Origin of the sequence: Bosea vaviloviae, assembly GCF_001741865.1 — a bacterium.
GTDB classification, from domain to species: domain Bacteria; phylum Pseudomonadota; class Alphaproteobacteria; order Rhizobiales; family Beijerinckiaceae; genus Allobosea; species Allobosea vaviloviae.
Window position 1 is genome coordinate 6138299 of record NZ_CP017147.1, and the last position, 21578, is coordinate 6159876.

A 21578-nucleotide genomic window follows, 5' to 3' on the forward strand; every position below is an offset into this window, starting at 1 on the left:
GGCTGCGCCATACCGCCATCATCGAGAGACCCATAATGCTGAATCGTCGCCAATTCCTCGCAGGCACGGCCGCAACGGGCCTCGTCACGCGCCCTGCCCTGGTGCGGGCAGCGTCAGCGACGACACTGAAATTCATCCCGGTGATCGACCTCGCCTTCACCGACCCGATCTACGCGACCGCCCAGGTCTCCCGCACCCATGGCTTCATGGTGTTCGACACGCTCTACGGCATGAACACCAGGCTCGAGATCTCGCCGCAGATGGTCGAGGGGCATACGGTCGAGAATGACGGCAAGCTCTGGAACCTGACCCTGCGCGACGGCCTCGCCTGGCATGACGGCGAAAAGGTCACGGCGCGCGATTGCGTCGCCAGCATCAAGCGCTGGGCCAAGCGGGATGCTGCCGGCGACGCCCTGATGCAGGCGACGGACGAACTCTCCGCTCCCGACGACAGGACGATCCGCTTCCGCCTCAAGGCACCCTTCCCCTATCTGCCCTATGCGCTCGGCAAGGTTTCTGCGCCGGTCTGCTTCATGATGCCGGAGCGGCTCGCCAACACCGATCCGTTCAAGCTCATTCCCGAGGTGATCGGCTCGGGCCCCTTCCGCTACAAGGCCGATGAGCGGGTGCCCGGCGCCCGCAACGTCTATGAGCGGTTCGCCGGCTACAAGCCGCGCGAGGGCGGCACGCCGGACTGGACCTCGGGCCCCAAGATCGTGAATTTCGACCGCGTGGAATGGACGACCATGCCAGATGCCGCCACCGGCACCTCGGCCGTGCAGGCCGGCGAGCAGGACTGGCAGGAGGCGATGCCGCACGACCTGCTGCCCATCGTCGCCGGCAGCAAATCCGTCCGCACCGCCGTGCTCGATCCGCTCGGCTTCACCTGCCAGATGCGGGTCAACCACCTGCAGCCGCCCTTCGACAATCCGGCGATCCGCCGCGCTCTGCTCGGCGCGATCGACCAGGAGGCCTTCATGATCGCGGTCGCGGGCGACGATCCCGCCTTCCGCCACAGCCCGCTCGGCTATTTCACGCCGGGCACGCCGATGGGCAGCGAGGCCGGGCTCGATGTCTTCCGCGGGCCACGCGACTACGACAAGGTCAAGCGCGACCTCAAGACGGCGGGCTATGCCGGGGAGAAGGTCGTTCTGCTGGTGCCGGCCGATTCGCTGGCGCAGAAGCCGCTCGGCGACATCGCGGCCGATGTGATGAAACAGGCCGGCATGAATGTCGAATACACCGCGCTCGATTTCGGCTCGGTGCTCAAGCGCCGCGTCAACAAGGGCCCGGCCGATCAGGGCGGGTGGAACGCTTTCGTGGGCAACTGGCAAGGCATGGACTGGCTCAACCCGCTGGTCCACTCGACCTTGCGCGGCGACGGCGCCTTCCCCGGCTGGGTCTCCAGTCCGAAGATCGAAGCGCTGCGCACGCGATGGCTTTCGACCGGCGACGATGCCGGGCAGAAGCGCATCTGCGACGAAATCCAGAAGACCGCCTTCGACGAGGTGCCCTATTACCCGATCGGCCAGTACAAGCAGCCAACCCTCTTCCGCACCGACCTCAGCGGCATCATGAACGGCACCGCCGTGTTCTGGAATGTGAAGCGGAGCTAAGAGGCCGGCCTGATGGGGTGTGCGCGATGAACCTGCTGATCACGGACACGACCATCGTCGCCTGCGACGAGGAACGGCGCATCATCGAGCGCGGCGCGATCGCCATCATCGGCGGCCACATCGCCGCGATCGGCGAGACTGCCGCACTGGAGCAGGTCTATCCGGATTGCGAGCGCATCTCCGGGCGTGGGCTTGCCGTGCTGCCGGGCTTCATCAACGCCCATACCCACACCGTCCTGACCGCGCTGCGCGGCACGGTCGAGGATTGGGATGGCGAGATCATCTACCGCTACATGTCGCCGGTCTCCTATACGATGAGCGACCATGAGCGGGCGGTGATGGCCTCGCTCGGCTGCCTGGAGGCGATCCGCAGCGGAGCGACGACCCTGGTCGATCCGTTCCGGCATGTTCCCTCCTATGCCGGTGCGATGGCCGATACCGGCTTGAGGCTCTGGCTGTCGGAAAGCTGCGCCGATATCGACACGCGAAAAATCCGCTTCGGCGAATACGGCGTCGACGAGGCCTTCGGGCAGGGCTTCCTCGACCGCACGCAGATGCTGATCGAGGACTGGAACGGCGCCCGCAACGGCCGCATCAACTGCCAGGTCGCGGCCCATGCCCCCGACAACTGCTCGCCCGCCATGCTGCGCAAGCTCAAGGACCTGGCCGAGCAGCACGGCCTCACGCGCACCTGCCATCTGGCGCAGAGCCCGGGCGAGATCGCAGCCGTCAGGGCCGCCCATGGCCTGACGCCTGCCGGCTATCTCGACCGCGAGGGCTTCCTCGGCCCGGACCTGACCTGCGCCCACTGGACCTATTGCACGCCCGCCGACATCGCGCTGCTCGCCGAGCGCGGCGTGCAGATGGCCCACAACCCGGCCAACTCCTCGCGCAAGGGCCCGCACACCGTCGCCATCGGCCTGATCCGCGACGCCGGCGTCAACATCGCGCTCGGCACCGACAACATGACCGAGGACCTGTTCCACGCCCTCAAGATCGGCCTGATCCTGCATCGCGGCGGGCGCGGCCGCGACACCGAAGGCGGCCTCGATCCCCAGCCGCAGGACATGCTCGACATGATCACGCGCAACGGCGCCCGCTCGGTCGGCGCACAGGACCAGATCGGTTCGCTGGAAGCCGGCAAGAAGGCCGATCTCACCATCATCGACCTCAACCAGCCGGTGATGCGTCCCCTGATCCGCCTGGTCTCCAATCTCGTGCATTACGGCCATCCCGGCATCGTCCACTCCGTCATCGTCGACGGCGAATTCGTGATGCGCGACCGCAAGGTGCTGACGATCGACGAACAGGCCTTGCTCGACGAAGCCCAGGCCGTCACCCAGCGCGTCTGGGAGCGGATGATCGCCAACAATCCCGACATCGCGCCACCGCAAGGCGAATTGCGCTGGCTCGACGCGTGAGCGACATCCCTCACCGCCAAACACGATCAGGCCCAAACACGACCAGGCCCAAGCCGGACAATGCCCATGAAGCCCATCTCTCCCGAAGCCATCAGGACAGCGATCGCGGCCCAGCGCCCGGTCGTCGAAAGCCTGTTCGACCGCTTGGCCGAAGGCAGCCGGGCTGAGCCCGGCATCATGCGCGACACCTATGGCGCGGGCGAGAATTTCGCCCATGAGCTCATCGCCAAGCATGGCGCGAATGAAGGGCTGCAGATCCATCGTGACGCTGCCGCCAACACCTATCTGACCTGGCCGGGCAGCGAGCAGGGCGCGCCGTGCATCCTGCTCGGCTCGCATCTCGACAGCGTGCCCCATGGCGGCAATTTCGACGGCGCGGCCGGTGTCGTGGCGGGGCTGACGGTCATCGCCGCCTTGAAGGCGCTGGGGCTGCGCCCGCGTTGCGACATCACCGTGATGGGCGTGCGCGCCGAGGAGAGCGTCTGGTTCGAGGTCTCCTATATCGGCAGCCGCTCGGCGCTGGGCACGCTGCCCAATGGCGCCCTCGAGGCGAAGCGGATCGACACCGGGCGCGATCTCGCCAGCCACATCGCCGCATGCGGCGGCGATGTCGAGGCGCTCCGGCAAGGCCGCCGGGAGCTCGATCCCGCAACGATCCGCGCCTTCCTCGAAGTCCATATCGAGCAGGCTCCAAGCCTGGTCGAGGCCGGCCTGCCGCTCGCCATCTGCAGCGGTATTCCCGGCAATTTCCGCTATCCCAACGCGCGCATCGATGGACGCCACGACCATGTCGGCACGCCGCGCCGCTTCCGCCGCGACGCCGCCATGGCCGGCGCGGAACTGGCGATGGCGCTGGACCGGCTCTGGGCGGAACAGGACGCCGCCGGCATCCCGCTCGCCATCACCTTCGGCCGCTTCCACACCGACCCCGCCATGCATGGTTTGACCACGGTGCCCGGCGCCTTCGATTTCAGCCTCGATGTGCGCGCCTATGACCCGGCCGTGCTGTCGCTGCTCGAGGCGCGCATGCTGGCGATCATCAGCGAGATCGAGGCCCGGCGTCATGTGAGCTTCGCCCTGGGCCCGCGCGCCTCCGCCAGCGTCGGCATGGTCGACCCCGCAATCGCAGCCCAGCTCCAGGCGGCGGCGCAGAGCCTCGGCCTGCCCGGCACGATGATGGGAAGCCCCGCCTCTCACGATGCGGCGGCTTTCGCGGCAGCAGGCGTCCCCGTCGGCATGATTTTCGTGCGCAACGAAAACGGCAGCCACAACCCGCATGAGGAGATGGAGATCGACGATTTCCTCGACGCCTGCGCCCTGCTGACGAGCTGGGTCGCGGATCAGGCCGCCTGAAGACAGGCGCGGCGCCGGCTAGACCAGGGCGGTATCGGCCAGAACTAGACGGGTCGCAGCGCTGCGCCGAATGACGTGCCAATCAGGGCAAAGCTGCGAACACAAGCACCGGCCGGCGAAGCCTACAGAAAACAAGACCAGGCGAGCAGATCATTCATTGCAGCCCATGTGGCCGCTTGCGATGACGCCTTCCGGCCTTGTCAAAAGGCGGCAGAGGGCAGAATGCAACCTTCCTTTTGCGTGCAGTTTGTATACAATTCCACTCTCGGCAAGTGGGAATGAAACGAGCATGGCAAGTTACGACACCATCATCCGCGGCGGCACGGTGATCACGGCGGCGGACCGCATCATGTGCGATGTCGGCATTCGGGACGGACGGGTCGTGGCGTTGGGCGAGAGCCTTGGCGAGGCCAGGCAGGTGATCGACGCCACAGGCAAGCTCGTGCTGCCGGGCGGGATCGATGCGCATGTCCATATCGCGCAACCCTCCGGCGAAGGCATCGTGATGGCCGATGATTTCGAGAGCGGCACGCGCTCCGCGGCGCTGGGCGGCACCACCACCATCATGCCCTTCGCCTTGCAGGAGAAGGGCTGCTCCATGCGCGAGACGCTGAAGGCCTATCATGCCAAGGCCGATGGCGAATGCCATGTCGATGTCAGCTTCCACATGATCATCTCCGATCCGAGCGAGCAGCTTCTCGGCCAGGAGCTGCCGGCGCTGGTCGAGGATGGCTACACCTCGTTCAAGATCTTCATGACCTATGAAGGGCTTGCCCTGAACGATCGCCAGATTCTCGACGTCATGTCGGTCGCACGCGAGACCGGCGCGCTCGTCATGGTCCATGCCGAGAATTACGACGCCATTCGCTTCATGACCGAACAGCTCGAGCGTGGCGGGCGGATTGCGCCGAAGTACCACGCGACGTCGCGCCCCATCGCGGTCGAGCGCGAGGCGACGCATCGCGCGATCTCGCTTGCCGAACTCGTCGACGTGCCGGTGATGATCGTGCATGTCTCGAACCGCGAGGCGATGGAGCAGATCCGCTGGGCCAAGGACAAGGGCCTGACCGTGCTCGGCGAGACCTGCACGCAGTATCTCGTCCTCACCGAGAAGGATCTCGACGGGCTCGGCATGGAGGGCGCGAAATATGTCTGCTCGCCGCCACCGCGCGATACCGCCAGCCAGGACGCGTGCTGGGAGGGCCTGCGCAACGGCGCCTTCACGATCTTCTCCTCCGATCACTGCCCGTTCCGCTATGACGATCCGCAAGGCAAGCTCACGCCCAAGGGCAAGACGAGCTTCCGCTGGGTGCCGAACGGCATTCCGGGCGTCGGCGCGCGGTTGCCGATCCTGTTTTCAGAAGGTGTCTCGAAGGGGCGGATCGATCTCGAGACCTTTGTCGCGGTCACGGCGGCCAATCCTGCAAAGACCTATGGGCTCTATCCCCGCAAGGGCACGATTGCGGTCGGCGCCGATGCCGATATCGCGATCTGGGATCCCGGGAAGCGCGTCACGCTGACCCATGACCTGATCCAGGATGGCGCCGATTATACGCCCTATGAAGGACGCGAGATCATCGGCTGGCCGGTTCTCACCATGGTCCGTGGCCGCGTCGTGGTCGAGGACGGCGCTCTCATCGGCCGGAAGGGGCATGGCATTCACCTGTCACGCGCACGCTCACCCTATGCGAAGCGTGGTTTCGAGGGCCGGGCCCAACCATGAATGACGTCGATCAAGCGGAGGCCGGGGAGACGGAAATCGTCCGGGCCGGCGGCTTCAATTTGTCGAACCTCGCCTATAACGCGATTTCGGAGATGATCCGCCGACGCCATCTGCGCGGCGGCGAGATGATCGTCGAGGCGCGCCTAGCCGACAGCCTCGGCATCTCGCGCACCCCCTTGCGCGAGGCTTTGCAGCGGCTGGAAGGCGAAGGGCTCGTCATCAAGGGAACCGGGCGTTCCTATCTGGTGCGCAATGTCGATCTCGGCGAATATCTGCAGAGCCTGAAATGCCGGGAGTTTCTCGAGCCGGAGGCGGCGTCGCTGGCGGCCGGCCGGATTCCGGCGGGCGAGATGGTCAAGGTCAAGCTGGAGATCAATCAGCTCCGGACGACGGTGCCCTATCATACCGATGCGCATTGGGCGTCCGATGATAATCTGCACGAGCTGTTTGCCCGCCACTGCGGCAATGACGTGCTCGCCGAGCTGATCCGGAAGCTACGGGTCACGACGCGGCTGTTCGAGATCGCGCGCCTGGCCGATCGGCTCGAACCGGATTCGGCCGAACACCTGGAGATCGTCGAGGCGCTGGAGCGCGAGGATTCCAAGGCCTCGCGCCGTGCGGTGCAGAACCATATCCGCAGCCTCGGCAAGTCGGCGCTCAACAACGTCCGCTGAGTCTGCGCCCGCGCCGAACGCGGGTAAGGGTGCGGCCGGTGGCCTAGTGACGCAGGATCTTCGAGACGAAATCGCGCGTGCGCTGATGTTGCGGCGCGTCGAATATCTGCGCAGGCGAGCCGGTCTCGACGACGCGGCCATCGGCCATGAAGACGACCTTCGAGGCGACTTCGCGGATGAAGGCCATTTCATGGGAGACGATCAGCATGGTCATGCCCTCCCGCGCCAGCACCCGGATCGTGTCCAGGACTTCCGAGACCAGCTCCGGATCGAGTGCCGCCGTCACCTCGTCGAGCAGCAGGATCTCCGGTTTCAGCGCCAGCGCGCGGGCGATGGCGACACGCTGCTGCTGGCCGCCCGACAATTCGTCGGGATAGCGCGCGAGCTTGTCGCCCAGGCCGACCTTGGTCAGCAATGCCCTGGCCTCCGCCTCGACCTCGGCGCGCGGCCGCTTCTTGATCTTCACCGGTGCGATGGTGACGTTTTCCAGAACCGTCATGTTCTGGAAGAGGTTGTATTGCTGGAACACGATGGCGATGCGGTCGCGGAGGCGGCGCAGCGCCGCCTGATCGGCGTGGTTCACAGGCTCGTCGTCGAGCTTGACGGTGCCACCCGACGGCGGCAACAGCCCCATCAGCACGCGCAGGATCGTGCTCTTGCCGGAGCCTGACGGCCCGATCAGCCCGATGATGTCGCCCCGGCCGACCGTGAGATCGATGCCGGAGAGCACGGGCAATTTGCCGTAATGGGCGTCAAGCCCCGCGATGTCGAGGTGATGCAAGTCTGGCCTCCAGCCTGGCGCCGAACCGTGCCAGCGGATAGGAAATTGCGAAATAGACGATGAGGATCGCGCCGAAGCTGAGCGCGGCCGAAAAGCCTTTGTTGTTGAGGACCTTGCCGACGAAGGTGAGCTCCACCACGCCGATCTGCGAGGCCAGCGCCGTGTCCTTGATGAACATCACGAAGAAGCCGAAGGCGGGCGGCAGGATGAGGCGCCAGGCCTGCGGCAGCGCCACATAGCGGATGGTTTCGGTCAGGCTGAAATTCATCGCCGCCGCCGCCTCCCATTGATTGCGATGGACCGCATTCAAGCCGCCGCGAACGATCTCGCCCAGGAAGGCGCCGGCGATCAATGTCACGGTCACTGCCGCGACGACGAAGAGCGGCACATCGGCTCCGGTCGCCTGGAAGGCAAAGAAGCACAGCATCAGCGTGACCAGGAAGGGCACGCGTCGGAACAGCTCGGTGAAGCCGATGGCAAGCAGGCGCAGCGGCAGCAGAGCCGGGCCATGGGTCAGGCGCGTCACCGCCAAAGCGAGCCCGAGCAGCGAGCCGACGACACAGCCGAGCACTGAGAGGGCAAGCGTCGTCAGGGCCGCCTTGGCGATGAAGACGAGGTTGTAATAGGTCGCGAAGCGCGGCCACTCCTCGATGATCTGCGACAGCATCAGATCAGCCCCGTGCGAGCCCGGAAGACATAACGGCCGATGGCGGCAAGCAGCACGGAAGCTGCAAGCGTCAGCGCGACATAAAACAGCGCCGTGACCGAGAAGATCTCGATCGACCGGAAAGTCAGCGAATTGATGTTGAAGGCCTGGCCGGTCAATTCCTCGACGCCGAAGACGGCTGCCATCGAGGTGCCCAGCGTCATGATGATGAAGTGGTTCGACAGCGGCGGAAACAAGACGCGCGCCATATGCGGCAGGATCACATAGCGAATTTGCTGGAGCCTGGAGAAACCGAGCACCTCGGCCGCCTCCATCTCGGAGACGCGCCGGCTCTCGAAGCCCGCACGCTGGATTTCGGTGAGATAGGCTCCGGCATTCAGCGTCATGCCGATGAGCACGGCTGCGAAGGAGGACAGCAGCACGCCCGTGTCAGGCAGCGCGAAATAGAGGAAGTAGATCTGCACGAGCTGCGGGGTGTTGGTGAAGAACACGACATAGACGTTGACGATGCGGGTGAGCCATCGCGGCCCGAAGGATTTCACCGCCGCGCAGGCCGTCCCGATCGCGAGCCCGCCGCAGAAGGCGAGGACCGCGATCTGCAACGCGATCCACGCCCCGTCGAAGAGGCGCGGAAGGTAAGGCCAGATCTGGCCGTATTGCAGCGTGTAGCTCATTGCGCTCCGAATGGCTGATCCGGCCGGGACGCAGGATCCCGGCCGGACAGGCCTTGTCCGCAATCAGAAATAGGGCGTGACGCCGACGGGCTTGAGCATGTCCATGCCGAACCACTTCTTCCAGATCTCGTCGGTCTTGCCGCGACGGTGCAATTCGAAGATCGCCACGTTGAGCCAGTCCTTCAGGCCGGTCGAAGCCTTGGAGACGCCAAGTCCGCAATAATAGATGTCGATCGGCGTTTCGACGACCTTCCACTCGACCTTGTGCTTGGCCATGTGCTCGCCCATGAAATCGATCACGTCGATCATGGCCGTGCCGCGGCCCTGCGCCAGCGCGCGCACCGCGTCAGGGTAGTTGTCGAGCAGGGTGACCTTGGCGTTCTTGAGGTTGTCCTCGATGAACTTGACCGGCGTCGAACCGCGCACCTGCACGAAGGTGATGCTCGGATCGTTGAACTGCTTCCAGTCGGTGAAGGGCTTGTCCTTGGTGGTCAGGACGCCGAGCACCTCGGTGTGAACCGGAACGGTGAAGTCGATGACCTTCGCGCGCTCGGGATTGCGCGTCATCGCGCCCATCACGAAGTCGATCTTGCCGGACACCACGAAGGGGATGCGATCCGGCGAGCCGGTCTGAACCACCTCCAGCTTGACGCCGAGCGTCTTGGCGATCTCGCTGGCGAAATCGACGTCGAAGCCGACGATCTCGTTCTTGTCGTCGAACTTGCCGAGCGGCGGCAAGGTCGGGTTCACGCCGACGCGGATCGTGCCCGATTTGATGATCTCATCCAGCGTCCGTGCCTCGACCGAAGTCGGAACGGTCAGGCCCGTCAAGCCGATGGCGACAGCGCCGGCGGCGAGCAACTTCTTCAACATGCTTGCATTCTCCCGAAGAGCCGTTGCGCGATGGCAGGATTTAGCGCCGCCGCCATTGCATGAACGGTAGACAGTTTGTATACATTCATGCGATCTGTAAAGCAGCAAATGGCGTCACAACCTGCTCGATCCGCAGGCAGGCGAGGATGGGTTCGCGCGGTGATGAAGCGTCTGGTGCAGGACGAGCGGCCGCTCGTCGCGATCATGGTCGATGGCGACAGCATCTCGGCGCGCGCAGGGGATCCGCTCGCGACGGCGCTCGCCCTGGCCGGGCGCCTGCGCTTGCGCGCAAGCCCCACCGGGGCTCCGCGAGGTGCTTTCTGCCATATGGGCGTCTGCCAGGAATGCGTGCTCCACGTCGATGGCGCCCTGCGGCAAGCCTGCCTGACGCCCGTGCGCGCCGGCATGGCGGTCGAGCTGAGGGGCGTGCCGTGACGCATGACCTGATCGTGCTTGGAGCCGGACCGGCCGGCGCCAATGCCGCGATAGTGGCATCGCAGGCGGGGCTGAAGGTGGCGCTGCTGGACGAGCAGGACGGTGCCGGCGGACAGGTTTGGCGCCAGCCACTGCCTGGCCTCACGGGCCTGCCGGTCTCAGCGGAGGCGCGGAGCGGCGACGCCCTGAGGGCCAAGATCTCTGCCTCGAAGGTGGATCTGCGCCTCAGTCGCCGCATCTGGTCGGTCGGTGGAAGCTTTCGGGTCGATGCACTCGGTCCACAGGGCAACGAGACCGTCGAGGCGCCAAGCCTGATCGCTGCGACTGGCGCGCATGAGCGCGTCGTGCCATTTCCGGGCTGGACCTTGCCGGGTGTCATCGGCCTTGCCGCCGCGACCGTGCTGATCAAATCGCAGGGCGTGACACCGGGGCGGAAGGTCGTCGTCGCCGGTTGCGGGCCGCTTCTCGTCACTGTTGCGGCCGGTATCCTCAAGCTCGGCGGTGAGGTGGCGGGAATCGTCGATCTCGCCGGCCGCCGCGATTGGCTCGCGGCCCTGCCGTCATTGGCGACGCAACCAGAATTGCTCGGACGCGGCCTTGGCTGGGCGCTGAAGATCGGCGCCGCGCGCGTTCCAGTCTATTTCAGCCACGCCATCAGGCAGGCGCAGGGGCGGCATGTGCTGGAGCGCATCGTGATTGCACCCGTCGGTCGTGACGGGGCTTATGCGAGCGGATCGGAGATCACGCTCGAAACCGACGCGCTCTGCATCGGCCACGGGCTCGTTCCGGGCGCGGAGGTCACCAAGCTCCTGCGCGCCGAACATCGCTTCGATCGCCTGCGTGGTGGTTTCGTCCCGATGCTCGATGCCTATGGCCGGACCACGGTCGAGCGCCTTTTTGCTTGTGGCGACGGCGCTGGCCTGCGCGGCGCCATCATCGCCGAGCAGGCCGGGCGTTTGGCGGGTCTCACTGCCGCCCATGATGCCGGCGCTGTGCCTGCCGACCGGTTTGCGCAGATCGCAGATCCGATCCTGGCCGCGATCTCGCGTGCCCGCCGCTTCTCGGACGCGATGGCCGGCATCATGGCGCTTCGTCCGGCGCAGGTCGCGGCGATCGCGCCGGAAACGGTGATCTGCCGTTGCGAGGATGTGACGCGCGGCGAGATCGATGCGGCGCATGAGGCCGGCGCGCATGACCTGAATCAGCTCAAGCATTTCACGCGCTGCGGCATGGGCCCGTGCCAGGGCCGCATGTGCGGCGACGTCGCCGCCGAATTGCTGGCGAGCAAGGTCGGCTCGCGCGAGCGGGCCGGCTACTGGACCGGACGACCGCCGCTGCGCCCCGTGCCGTTCGACGCCCTGATGGGAGCGTTCGACTATTCCGACATCCCCATTCCGGAGCCCGCTCCCCTGTGATCCACGATCTCGCCGTTGTCGGGGGAGGAGTGCATGGTGCGACCGTCGCGTTGTTCGCGGCGCGCGGCGGCATGGATGTGACCCTGCTCGAGCGCGGCGCCCTCTGCCGCGAGGCGTCCGGCGTCAATGCCGGCACGCTGACGATGCAGATGACGCGGGTCGCGCTGATTCCCTATGCGCTCCGCGCCCATGCGATGTGGGCCTCGACGCGGCAATGGCTCGGGCATGAGGTCGGGGTCGTCATCTGCGATGGGCTCTCGCTTGCCTTCACCGAGCGGGAGGAGGAGCTTCTGACCTATCGCGCCGGCAAGCGGCGCGAGGCGGGAGCGCCGATCGAGCTGATCACGGGCGCACAGGCCAGCGCGGTCGAGCCCGGCATCTCCGACAAGGTGCGGCTGGCCGGCTACTGCCGTGTCGACGGCTTCGCCAACGCCTATCTGACCGGGCTCGCCTATCGCCGCGCGCTTCTCGACGAAGGCGTCGCTCTGCGCGAATACACGCCCCTCACCAATGTCGAGCGCGAGGCGGGCAGCTTCGCCCTGCAGACGCCAACCGGATTAGTGCACGCGCGTCGCATCGTCCTTGCCGGCGGTGTCTGGCTCGAACCCATGCTGGCCTGGCTTGGTGTGCATCTGCCGATCAAGACACTGGTGAACCAGCTCGCGGTCAGCGAGCGTGTCGCCCCTGTCATGCGCACCGTCGTCGGCATCGCCAACGGCCTGCTTTCGTTGAAGCAATACCCGCACGGCACCGTCGTGATCGGCGGTGGTTGGCAGGGCCTGGGTGATCGCGACCGAGGCGGCGTCGAGCTTCTGCCCGACCGGCTCATCGGCAATGTGCGCCTGGCCTGCCACGCCATTCCGGCGCTGCGGAGCGCAAGGCTGGCGCGTGCCTGGGCCGGGCTCGAGGCCGAGACGAAAGATGCGCTGCCGGCCGTTGGCCCCGTTCCCGGCGTTGACGGCGCCTATGTCTGCGGCAGCGTCCATTCCGGCTATACGAGCGGCCCCTATATCGCGCGCCTGCTTGCCGACCATCTGCTCGGGCGCGAACCCGAGCTTCCGCTCTTTCCGATCGATCGCCTGCTTTCGCCGGGCGGCGCCCCGCGAGGCCATGCATGACCAAATCCTATTCCGAAACCAGGTCCTTTTCCGAACGCCTGCGCGGCATCCATGCGGCGACGATCGTGCCGATGAAGCCGGACTTCTCGATCGACGAGGCGGCCTTGGCGCAGCATGTTGCGTCCGTCACCGCCGTTCCCGGCATCAATGGGCTGCTGGTCAACGGCCATGCCGGCGAGAATTTCGTGCTGTCGCTGGCCGAGAAGCGGCGTGTCGTCGAGATCGCACGCGAACATGGCCCGCGTGAGTGCCTCATCGTCTCCGGCGTGAACCACGAATCCAGCCTGGAGGCTGCGCGCGAAGCGGCCGTGCTGGAGGAGGCAGGAGCCGACGGGCTGCTGGTGTTTCCTCCCAATAGCTGGGCGCTCGGGCATGCCGATGCCTGCGTGATCGAGCATCATGAGCGCGTGCGCGACGCCACGAGCGCGCCGCTGATGCTTTACGGTGCGCCGGTGGGCGCAGGTGCCATGGCCTATTCGCCGGCCGTGCTGGGGCACCTGGTGGCAGATCCGCGCTTCCTGGCCATCAAGGAGGGAAGCTGGGAAGTAGCAGCCTATGAGGAGAATCTGCGGCTGATCCAGAAGCTTCGCCCCGATTTCAGCGTGCTGGGCTCGGGCGACGAGCATCTGCTGACGAGCTACATCATCGGCAGCGCCGGCAGCCAGGTCAGCCTTGCAGCGGTGGTGCCGGAACTCGTGGTTGCGCTCTGGAACGCGGCCGAGGCCGGCGATTGGACGCGGGCGCGGGCGGTACATGAAAAGCTCTATCCGCTCTCCGTCGCCGTCTATCGCGATGCGCCGGGCGGACGCGCGACCGCGCGCCTCAAAGCCTGCCTGAAGCTGCTGGGACGCCTCCCGAACGATGTGTTGCGCCCGCCGCAGCCCTCCGTGACGGCGGACGAATTGCGCACGCTCGCGGCGGCACTCCAAATCGCCGGCTACGAGATTCAACCCATGGGCGTGGACGCCATCACAGAAGCAGCACTGGGGAGCCGGGCCATCCGGATGAGCCAACCGAGCGACGCTTTATGACTGCGGCCACGGCATGATCAGGAAACGAAGACCGACGCAGGAACGATGCTTGCAGCGCCGGTAAGGCAACCGCTACTGTATAGGGGCGGGGATCAAGAGCTGGAAATCAGCCGGAGTGAGGAAACGGCATGTCGGATGCCTTGCGCATTGCGCATGGAGCCTTCGGGCGGGTGGCGTTGCTCGACATGGACCGAAGTCTGGTCCGGCACGCGCATCCCCATTGTCATGTCCTGCTCAAGGTCGATGGCGACGATACCCAGTTCCTCGTCGGCGACCATGTCGCGCCCCTGACCGATGATCTCGCGGTGCTGGTCAATGCCTGGGAGAGCCACGCCTATATTCACGACTCGCGCCGCAAGAACGCGCTGATCCTGGCGCTGTATATCGAGCCGGACTGGCTGCGCAGCTTCAGGCCAAACTGGGCGGCAAGCGGCGCTCCGGGGTTCTTCGAGCATTCGGCCGGCGAGGTCACGGCGCATATCCGCCAGACCGCGCTCGACCTTGCCGCCGAGATGGTTCACGAGCCTGGCGCCTCGCGCCAGCAGGAGGCCCTGCTCTCGGAGCTGATGATCGCGGTGATCGAGCGTTTCACGCCCTGGCGCACGGTTGGAGCCTCGCTGCGCGAAATCGCGCGCGCCAATGCGATCGACTGGCGCGTCGGCAAGGCGATTTCGCTGATGCGGACCGATCCGGCCGCTCCTTTGAGCATCGACAGGCTGGCGAAGGAGGCAGGTCTTTCGCGGGCGCATTTCTTTCGCATCTTCGAGGATTCGACCGGCGTGACGCCGCATGTCTTCCTGAACGTCGTCAAGGTCGAGATGGCGGTCGGTGCGATCGTCGAGGGCGAGGAGACCTTCTCGGCGATTTCGGACCGGCTCGGCTTCAGCGTGCCCGCCCATTTCACCCGCTTCTTCCGCGATCACTGCAGCGTCGCGCCGAGCGCCTTCCGGCAGGTGGCGCGGCTGGGTCGGTAGGAAGCCTTCCGCCGCCGCTTCATTTTGAGACTTTTCGGTAAGTCGCGAGACCCTGCGGGATCGCGCCACGACCGCTGATCGCCGAGCCTCCTGCCCCAGACGCCCATCAGAGCGCGTCATCGGGAGCAGGCGTCGGTGCGGCCAGAGACCATCTCATGGACGGGACAATCGGTGGAGCGCGTCGAGGACGCAGCCCTGCTGACCGGACGTGGCCGTTTCATCGATGATCTCGGCATCAGGCCCGGCACGCTCCATGCCGCCATCCTGCGCGCGCCCCATGCCCATGCCGATATCCTTTCCATCGACAGCGCCGCCGCCGCCGCGATGCCGGGCGTCGCCGCGATCGTCACGGGCCGTGACCTCGCGCGGCTGACGACGCCGATGGTCGCCGGCCTCAAGGTCGCAGTCGAGAACTGGCCGATGGCCGTCGAGCGCGTGCGCTATGTCGGCGAGCCAATCGCGATCGTCGTCGCGCAGGACCGGTATCTCGCCGAGGACGCGCTGGACGCGATCGAGATCGACTACGCGCCCCGCGCCTGCGTCATCGATCCGCTGGCGAGCCTCGGGGCCGATGCGCCGGTCCTCCACGACAAGGCCGGGGCCAACCTCGTCAGCGACCGTTGCTTTCGCTATGGCGAGCCGGAGGCCGCCTTCGCGGAGGCCGCCCACCACGTCGAAGTCTCCATCGCCTATCCGCGCAATACCGGTTCGCCGATGGAGACCTTCGGCGTGGTCGCCGACTACGATCCCCATGAGGACGCCTACGAGATCCTGGCCAATTTCCAGGGGCCGTTCAGCATCCATGCGGTGATGGCGCGCTGCCTGAAGGTCCCCGGCAACCGGCTGCGCCTGCGCATGCCACCGGATTCCGGCGGCAGCTTCGGCGTCAAGCAGGGCGTCGCGCCCTATGCGGTGCTGATCGGCGTGGCCGCGCGGATGACTGGGGCCCCAGTCAAATGGATCGAGGACCGGCTCGAGCATCTGAGTGCCGCCGTGGCGGCGACGAACCGCGTCACGACGCTGAAAGCCGCCGTCACCAGCGAGGGCCGCATCACCGCGCTGGACTGGGACCAGATCGAGGATTGCGGCGCCTATCCGCGCGCACCCGAGCCCGCCACGCTCTACCGCATGCACGGCAACATGACCGGCGCCTACGACATCGCCAATCTCGCCATCCGCAACCGCGTCGTGCTGACCAACAAGGCCCCAACCGGCCTCGTGCGCGGCTTCGGCGGCCCGCAGGTCTATTATGCGCTGGAGCGATTGATGCAGCGCATCGCCGTGGAGCTCGGGCTCGATCCGCTGGCCGTGATCCGCGCCAACCTCATTCAGCGCAGGCAGTTTCCCTACCGCACGGCCTCGGGCGCGCTTTACGATTCCGGCGACTATGTGAGGGCAATCGACCTCGCCGTGGCAGACGGCCGGCTCGCCGAGCTGGAGAGCCGGCGCGACGAAGCCCGCGCCGCCGGCAGGCGCTACGGCATCGGCTTTGCGGCCACCGTCGAGCCCAGCGTCTCCAATATGGGCTACATCACCACGGTTCTCACCGCAGCCGAGCGGCAGAAGGCTGGTCCTAAGAACGGCGCGCAGGCGACGGCGACCGTATCGCTCGATCCCGTCGGCTCGGTCAGCGTCCATGTCGCCTCCGTGCCGCAGGGACAGGGCCATCGCACGGTACTGGCGCAGGTCGTGGCCGATGTCTTCGGCCTGCCGCGCGAGGCGATCAGCGTCGTCGTCGATCTCGATACCGGCAAGGACGCCTGGTCGATCGCATCAGGCAATTATTCGAGCCGCTTTGCGGCTGCGGTCGCCGGCACGGCGCATCTGGCTGCCACCCGCCTGCGCGACAAACTGGCTGCGATCGCCGCGAGCCAGCTCGGAGTCGCACCCGCGCAGATCGGGTTTGCGGGCGGCGCCGTCTTCGCGACGGGCGACGCGACCAAGACACTGCCCTTCGGCCGCATCGCCGCTCTCTCGCACTGGTCGCCGGCGCTGCTGCCCGACGGCATCGATCAGGCGATCCGAGAGACCGCCTTCTGGACGCCGCCGGAACTCTCCGCGCCCACGCAGGATGACCAGGTCAACTCCTCGCTCTGCCACGGCTTCATCTTCGACATGGCGGGCGTCGAGGTCGATGTCGATACCGGAAAGGTTCGCATCGACCGCTATGTCACCATGCATGATTGCGGGCGCGTGCTGCATCCCGGCATGGTCGAGGGGCAGATCAGGGGCGGCTTCGCGCAGGCCCTCGGCGCGACCTTCTACGAAGAACTCGCCTATGCCGATGATGGCGCTTTCCTGACCGGCACCTTCGCCGACTACCTGCTGCCGACCGCGACCGAGACGCCCGATATCGCGATCCTGCATATCGAGACGCCGTCGCCCTTCACGCCGCTCGGCGCCAAGGGCGTCGGCGAAGGCAACTGCATGTCGACGCCGGTCTGCCTCGCCAATGCCGTGGCCGACGCCCTTGGGGTCGCGGAACTCAATTTGCCGCTGACGCCGGCGCGGGTCGCCGCGCTCGTCGCCGCCCCCGAGCCGGCCAGGCTGGTATCGGATCGTGGCCGGGCGGCGGAGCTGGGCGCAGCCAAGCCGGGCGACCGCACGCTGCGTGGAGAAGGACAGGTCAAGGTCGCGGCCTCCCCCGAAGCGATCTGGGCGATGCTGCTCGACGCCGACCAATTGGCCTCGATCATCCCCGGCTGCCATGGCGTCAGGAAGCTGTCGGAGACTCATTTCAAGGCCGATGTGACGCTCGGCGTCGGCCCGGTGAAGGGCCGCTACAAGGCCGAGATCAGGCTCTCGGACCTTGATGAGCCAAAGGCCGCGACGCTGACCGGCTCGGTCTCCGGCGCGCTCGGCACCGGCGGCGGCTCTGGCCGCGTGATCCTGTCGGCTGGCGAAGGCGGGCTGACCGTCATCTCCTATAGCTACGAGGCTGCTGTGGGCGGCAAGGTCGCGGCCATCGGCGGGCGCCTGCTCGACGGCGCGGCCAAGGCCATCATCGGGCAGTTCTTCGCGGCGCTTGCGCGCAAAGCCACCCCTGCAAGCACCAAGACCGGCTTCTTCGCCCGCTTGTTGGGGAGGCGCGGATGAAGCCCGCGGCTTTCGACTATATCCGTGCCGGCGACCTGTCCGAGGCCCTGGACGCGCTCGCCCGGCATGGCTCGGATGCCCGTATCATCGCCGGCGGCCAATCGCTTCTGCCGATGCTCAATATGCGGCTGGCGAAGCCTGCCGTGCTGATCGACGTGATGGGCATCCCTGGGCTCGACAAGGTTCGGCGCGAGGGCGATGCCATCGTCGTGCCCGCCGGCGTGCGGCAAGCCGCACTGATGCGCCGGCCGAACCTCGCCGCCGAACAGCCGCTGCTGGCGGCCGCATTGCCCTGGCTCGGCCATTACCAGACACGCGCGCGCGGCACCGTCTGCGGTTCGGCCGCTCATGCCGATCCCAGCGCCGAGATCCCGCTCTGCCTCGTGGCGCTCGACGGCGAGATCAGGCTGCGCTCGCCAAGGAAGAGCCGAACCGTGAAAGCGGGCGACTTCTTTGCCGGCATGATGGTGACCGACAAGGGCGACGACGAGCTGATCGAAGCGGTCGTCTTCCCGGCCGCCCGCCCCGGAACCGGCTATGCCTTCAGGGAGGTCGCGCGCCGCCACGGCGATTTCGCCATCGTCGGCTGTGCCGCGCTGGTGACGGCGGATGCGATTCACCTCGCCGTCGCAGGCGTCGCCGACAAGCCGGAGCGCCGCAGCTTTCCGCTGCTGGACGGGTCCGCCCTGTCGGACGCGCTCAACGCCTTCGCCTGGGATCTCGACGCACGCGACGATGTCCATGCGACCGCGCGGCTGCGCCGCGACCTCGTACGCTCGCTCGGCCGCGAGACGATCGCGGAGGCGCTGTCATGTCGCGCCTGAGCGCCACGGCGCGCAATCGCGTCGCCTTCACGCTGAACGGCAGGCCGGTTTCGCTGGAGGCCGAGCCGCGGCTGCTGGCAACCGATGCGCTGCGTCATGGCCTTGGCGCCACCGGGACCCATGTCGGCTGCGAGCACGGCGTCTGCGGGGCCTGCACCATCCAGATCGACGGCGCACCCGCGCGTGCCTGTCTGACGCTGGCGGTGCAGCTCGAAGGCCGCGATGTCAGGACGGTGGAAGGCTTGAGCCCCGCTGCCGACAGGCTGTCGGTGATGCAGGCGGCCTTCCGCCGCCACCACGCTTTGCAATGCGGCTTCTGCACGGCCGGCATCCTGATCTCGCTCGACGCTTTCCTGCGCGAGCAGCGTCACCCGACCGAGGAGCAGCTGCGCGAGGTCGTTGGCGGACATCTCTGCCGCTGCACCGGCTACACGCCGATCATCCGGGCCGCGCTCGATGCAGCCGCCCAGTTGCGCGATGCGCCATCCCTCCCGGAACCTGCCCATGTTTGATCTCGGCACCAGCTTCATGGCCAGCGTCGCGCGCGACCCCGATGCGCTCGCGATCGTCGATGCCGATGTCCGGTTGAGCTATGCGCAATGGCTTGCGCGGATCTCGTCGCTGGTCGCAGCCTTCGACGGCATGAGCCTGAAGGCCGGCGAGCATCTCGTGACCGTGCTGCAGAACCGCTGGGAGGCTGCGACCCTACACTGGGCCTGCCAGTTCGCGGGGCTGACCATCGTACCGATCAACTGGCGCGCCAAAGCCGACGAGATCGATTTCGTCATCGAGAATTGCGGCGCCCGTGCGATCGCGTTCGAGGCGGTCGCCGGGCCGGCAATCCGCGAGAGCCGGCTCGCCTCATCGATCCCGCGCATCACTGTGGGTGCCGATGCGGGCCAGGCCGAGCTGAGCTTCACCGAGATGGTGGCGGAGCCTGCTGCCACAGCCGTTCCGCGCGTTGCCGCCGATGCCTGGTCGCTGATGCTCTATACCTCCGGGACCACAGCCAAGCCCAAAGGCGTGCCACGCCGGCACCGAGCCGAGCGCATGGCGGGCCTCGCCCATGTCGCCCAGAATCTTTATGCAAACGGCGAGCGCACACTCGGCGTCATGCCGCTCTATCACACCATGGGCGTGCGCTCGCTCATCGCCATGTCGCTGATCGGCGGCGTCTTCGTCTGCCAGCCGCGCTTCGATGTGGGCCAGGCGCTGGCGCTGATCGAGGCCGAGGCGATCACCAATCTCTATCTCGTGCCGACGCTCTATCATGACGTCGTCCACCACCCGCTTTTCGCACGGACGGATGTGACCAGCGTGCGCAAGCTCGGCTTCGCGGGTGCGCCGATGACCGACGGACTGCTCCGCAAGCTCACCGAGGCGTTTTCGCCGGAGCTCTTCGTCAATCACTACGGCTCGTCCGAAATCTACACCTTCACGATCAACCAGAAAGCCGCGCGCAAACCCGGCTGTGCCGGCAAGGCCGGCCTGAACCAGCTCATCCGCGTGGTGAAGCTCGGCGCGGCTTCGGCGCATGAGCTTGCCGTCGCCGGCGAAGAGGGCGAGATCGTTGCGCTGGCGGCGAGCGACGAGGCCTTCGAGGGGTACTGGAAGCGCCCCGAAGCAGACGCCAAGTCCCTGCGCGACGGTTGGTACTTCACCGGCGACACCGGCTATTTCGACGGCGATGGCGACCTCTACGTCTCAGGCCGCGTCGATGACATGATCATCACCGGCGGCGAGAACGTCTCCCCGGTCGAGATCGAAAGCTGCCTCTCGCTGCATCCGGGCGTATCCGAGGTCGCCGTCGTCGGCCTGCCCGACGAACGCTGGGGCAAGATCGTCGTCGCCTTCGTCCAGCGCGCCGGCCCGGTCAGCGCCGATGAACTCGACCAGCATTGCAAGGCAGCCGGGCTCGCCAACTTCAAGCGCCCGCGACGCTTCGAATTCGTCAAGGCGATCCCGAAATCGCCCGTCGGCAAGCTGCTGCGCCGCGAACTGGTAGCCGGCGCGTACGAACGCGAACAGCCCGCCACCGCCGGATGACCGTCTCCCTTCACAACGAGCGAAAGACCGACCCTATGAACGCCCCGACCCCGCTTCATCCCGCATTGGCCGATCTGGACGGCTTCAGCGTCGAGATTGACGCCGCCCGCGAGCGCGCCGACATCATCCTCGGCCGCCCGCCGATGAACGTCATCTCGATGCCGCAGCGCGACCAGTTGCGGAAAGTGTTCGAGGCGCTGGACGAGGACGACCGCGTCCGCGTCATCGTGCTGCGCGCCATCGGCGAGAACTTCTCTTCCGGCGGCTACATCAAGGGCTTTCTCGAAGCCTCGCCCGAGCATGTCTCCAAGCTCGCCTGGAACATCGCCGCCCCCGCGCGCTGCACCAAGCCGGTGATCGTCGCCAATCGCGGCTATGCCTTCGGCGTCGGCTTCGAGATCTCGCTCGCCTGCGATTTCCGCATCGTCTCGGAGACCTGCCAATACGCATTGCCCGAGCAGAAGCTCGGCCAGATTCCGGGATCCGGCGGCTCCGCCCGGCTCCAGAAGATGGTCGGCATCACCCGGACCAAGGACATCGTGATGCGCTCGAAGCGCATCTCCGGGCAGCAGGCCTATGACTGGGGCGTCGCCACCGAATGCGTAGCCGACGCCGAGCTGGAAGCGGCGACCGACCGGCTGGTCGATGAATTGCGCGGCTTCTCGCCGATTGCCCAGCGCACCGCCAAGAAGCTGCTCAACGACACCGAGGATTCGACGCTCGCCATCGCGATCGAACTGGAGGGGCATTGCTACAGCCGCCTGCGCCAGTCCGACGACTTCCGCGAGGGCGTCGAGGCCTTCCACGCCAAGCGCGCCCCGAAATTCAGCGGGCGTTGAGCCCATCCGCGCGGCGAA

Annotated in this window: 19 protein-coding genes; 15 read left to right on the plus strand and 4 right to left on the minus strand. The window is 66.7% G+C overall.

The genetic code is table 11. The features are described 5' to 3' along the window. The first annotated feature begins 32 nt into the window (after window positions 1–32). The 5 genes from BHK69_RS28480 (at window position 33) to BHK69_RS28500 (ending at window position 6787) form a co-directional block, all read left to right on the plus strand. Window positions 33–1616, plus strand: coding sequence for an ABC transporter substrate-binding protein (locus BHK69_RS28480; RefSeq protein ID WP_069693051.1), 1584 nt, complete (start codon window positions 33–35; stop codon window positions 1614–1616). A gap of 26 nt (window positions 1617–1642) precedes the next feature. Further along, the gene (locus BHK69_RS28485) at window positions 1643–3037 is read left to right on the plus strand and encodes an amidohydrolase family protein (RefSeq protein ID WP_069693052.1); all 1395 of its coding nucleotides are present in this window, start codon (window positions 1643–1645) and stop codon (window positions 3035–3037) included. A 66-nt stretch (window positions 3038–3103) separates the two neighbouring features. Continuing rightward, entirely contained in the window at window positions 3104–4390 is a 1287-nt protein-coding gene (locus BHK69_RS28490) for a hydantoinase/carbamoylase family amidase (protein WP_069693053.1), read from the plus strand. A gap of 289 nt (window positions 4391–4679) precedes the next feature. Continuing rightward, window positions 4680–6113, plus strand: coding sequence for a dihydropyrimidinase (gene hydA, locus BHK69_RS28495; RefSeq protein WP_069693054.1), 1434 nt, complete (start codon window positions 4680–4682; stop codon window positions 6111–6113). Next, the gene (locus BHK69_RS28500; RefSeq protein WP_069693055.1) at window positions 6110–6787 is read left to right on the plus strand and encodes a GntR family transcriptional regulator; all 678 of its coding nucleotides are present in this window, start codon (window positions 6110–6112) and stop codon (window positions 6785–6787) included. The genes hydA and BHK69_RS28500 overlap by 4 nt, the downstream gene beginning before the upstream one ends. Before the next feature lie 43 nt (window positions 6788–6830). On the opposite strand, the gene BHK69_RS28505 is transcribed toward BHK69_RS28500, so the two are convergent. The 4 genes from BHK69_RS28505 to BHK69_RS28520 all read right to left on the minus strand — a co-directional run bounded on the left by BHK69_RS28505 (window position 6831) and on the right by BHK69_RS28520 (window position 9782). Beyond that, window positions 6831–7568 carry an amino acid ABC transporter ATP-binding protein gene (locus BHK69_RS28505; protein WP_069693056.1) on the minus strand — a complete coding sequence of 246 codons (738 nt, stop codon included), beginning with the start codon at window positions 7566–7568 and terminating at the stop codon, window positions 6831–6833. Further along, window positions 7540–8235 (minus strand): amino acid ABC transporter permease, encoded by a 696-nt coding sequence (locus BHK69_RS28510; protein ID WP_069693057.1) that lies wholly within the window; start codon window positions 8233–8235, stop codon window positions 7540–7542. The genes BHK69_RS28505 and BHK69_RS28510 overlap by 29 nt, the downstream gene beginning before the upstream one ends. After that, on the minus strand, window positions 8235–8909 hold the full coding sequence (locus BHK69_RS28515) for an amino acid ABC transporter permease (RefSeq protein WP_069693058.1): 675 nt from the start codon (window positions 8907–8909) through the stop codon (window positions 8235–8237). The genes BHK69_RS28510 and BHK69_RS28515 overlap by 1 nt, the downstream gene beginning before the upstream one ends. A gap of 63 nt (window positions 8910–8972) precedes the next feature. Then, window positions 8973–9782, minus strand: coding sequence for a transporter substrate-binding domain-containing protein (locus BHK69_RS28520; protein ID WP_069693059.1), 810 nt, complete (start codon window positions 9780–9782; stop codon window positions 8973–8975). Window positions 9783–9944: 162 nt separating this feature from the next. Here BHK69_RS28520 and BHK69_RS28525 point away from each other — a divergent pair, with 162 nt between their 5' ends. From BHK69_RS28525 to BHK69_RS28570, 10 genes are all read left to right on the plus strand, one after another. Further along, window positions 9945–10217, plus strand: coding sequence for a (2Fe-2S)-binding protein (locus BHK69_RS28525; protein ID WP_083269924.1), 273 nt, complete (start codon window positions 9945–9947; stop codon window positions 10215–10217). Beyond that, a complete protein-coding gene (locus BHK69_RS28530; RefSeq protein WP_069693061.1) occupies window positions 10214–11632 on the plus strand; it encodes an FAD/NAD(P)-dependent oxidoreductase in 1419 nt (472 codons plus the stop codon). Before BHK69_RS28525 ends, BHK69_RS28530 begins: the two co-directional genes overlap by 4 nt. Further along, window positions 11629–12750 (plus strand): NAD(P)/FAD-dependent oxidoreductase, encoded by a 1122-nt coding sequence (locus BHK69_RS28535; protein WP_069693062.1) that lies wholly within the window; start codon window positions 11629–11631, stop codon window positions 12748–12750. Before BHK69_RS28530 ends, BHK69_RS28535 begins: the two co-directional genes overlap by 4 nt. Further along, the gene (locus BHK69_RS28540; RefSeq protein WP_083269733.1) at window positions 12747–13781 is read left to right on the plus strand and encodes a dihydrodipicolinate synthase family protein; all 1035 of its coding nucleotides are present in this window, start codon (window positions 12747–12749) and stop codon (window positions 13779–13781) included. The genes BHK69_RS28535 and BHK69_RS28540 overlap by 4 nt, the downstream gene beginning before the upstream one ends. 128 nt (window positions 13782–13909) lie before the next feature. Continuing rightward, window positions 13910–14755 carry an AraC family transcriptional regulator gene (locus tag BHK69_RS28545; RefSeq protein WP_069693063.1) on the plus strand — a complete coding sequence of 282 codons (846 nt, stop codon included), beginning with the start codon at window positions 13910–13912 and terminating at the stop codon, window positions 14753–14755. 135 nt (window positions 14756–14890) lie between these two features. After that, window positions 14891–17851, plus strand: a complete 2961-nt coding sequence (locus BHK69_RS28550; RefSeq protein WP_069693064.1) for a xanthine dehydrogenase family protein molybdopterin-binding subunit — start codon at window positions 14891–14893, stop codon at window positions 17849–17851. Next, window positions 17848–18675, plus strand: a complete 828-nt coding sequence (locus tag BHK69_RS28555) for an FAD binding domain-containing protein (RefSeq protein WP_069693065.1) — start codon at window positions 17848–17850, stop codon at window positions 18673–18675. The genes BHK69_RS28550 and BHK69_RS28555 overlap by 4 nt, the downstream gene beginning before the upstream one ends. Further along, a complete protein-coding gene (locus BHK69_RS28560) occupies window positions 18663–19187 on the plus strand; it encodes a (2Fe-2S)-binding protein (protein WP_069693066.1) in 525 nt (174 codons plus the stop codon). The genes BHK69_RS28555 and BHK69_RS28560 overlap by 13 nt, the downstream gene beginning before the upstream one ends. Next, window positions 19180–20721 carry an AMP-binding protein gene (locus BHK69_RS28565; protein ID WP_069693067.1) on the plus strand — a complete coding sequence of 514 codons (1542 nt, stop codon included), beginning with the start codon at window positions 19180–19182 and terminating at the stop codon, window positions 20719–20721. Before BHK69_RS28560 ends, BHK69_RS28565 begins: the two co-directional genes overlap by 8 nt. Before the next feature lie 35 nt (window positions 20722–20756). After that, the gene (locus BHK69_RS28570) at window positions 20757–21560 is read left to right on the plus strand and encodes an enoyl-CoA hydratase/isomerase family protein (RefSeq protein WP_069693068.1); all 804 of its coding nucleotides are present in this window, start codon (window positions 20757–20759) and stop codon (window positions 21558–21560) included. Window positions 21561–21578 lie beyond the last annotated feature (18 nt).

Coding starts and splice junctions, on each gene's coding strand:
- BHK69_RS28515 (WP_069693058.1), bottom strand. CDS start 8,909: ATGAGCTACACGCTGCAATACGGCCAGATCTGGCCTTACCTTCCGCGC.
- BHK69_RS28500 (WP_069693055.1), top strand. CDS start 6,110: ATGAATGACGTCGATCAAGCGGAGGCCGGGGAGACGGAAATCGTCCGG.
- BHK69_RS28565 (WP_069693067.1), top strand. CDS start 19,180: ATGTTTGATCTCGGCACCAGCTTCATGGCCAGCGTCGCGCGCGACCCC.
- BHK69_RS28545 (WP_069693063.1), top strand. CDS start 13,910: ATGTCGGATGCCTTGCGCATTGCGCATGGAGCCTTCGGGCGGGTGGCG.
- BHK69_RS28555 (WP_069693065.1), top strand. CDS start 17,848: ATGAAGCCCGCGGCTTTCGACTATATCCGTGCCGGCGACCTGTCCGAG.
- BHK69_RS28490 (WP_069693053.1), top strand. CDS start 3,104: ATGAAGCCCATCTCTCCCGAAGCCATCAGGACAGCGATCGCGGCCCAG.
- BHK69_RS28525 (WP_083269924.1), top strand. CDS start 9,945: ATGAAGCGTCTGGTGCAGGACGAGCGGCCGCTCGTCGCGATCATGGTC.
- BHK69_RS28485 (WP_069693052.1), top strand. CDS start 1,643: ATGAACCTGCTGATCACGGACACGACCATCGTCGCCTGCGACGAGGAA.
- BHK69_RS28520 (WP_069693059.1), bottom strand. CDS start 9,782: ATGTTGAAGAAGTTGCTCGCCGCCGGCGCTGTCGCCATCGGCTTGACG.
- BHK69_RS28540 (WP_083269733.1), top strand. CDS start 12,747: ATGACCAAATCCTATTCCGAAACCAGGTCCTTTTCCGAACGCCTGCGC.
- BHK69_RS28510 (WP_069693057.1), bottom strand. CDS start 8,235: ATGCTGTCGCAGATCATCGAGGAGTGGCCGCGCTTCGCGACCTATTAC.
- hydA (WP_069693054.1), top strand. CDS start 4,680: ATGGCAAGTTACGACACCATCATCCGCGGCGGCACGGTGATCACGGCG.
- BHK69_RS28560 (WP_069693066.1), top strand. CDS start 18,663: ATGTCGCGCCTGAGCGCCACGGCGCGCAATCGCGTCGCCTTCACGCTG.
- BHK69_RS28570 (WP_069693068.1), top strand. CDS start 20,757: ATGAACGCCCCGACCCCGCTTCATCCCGCATTGGCCGATCTGGACGGC.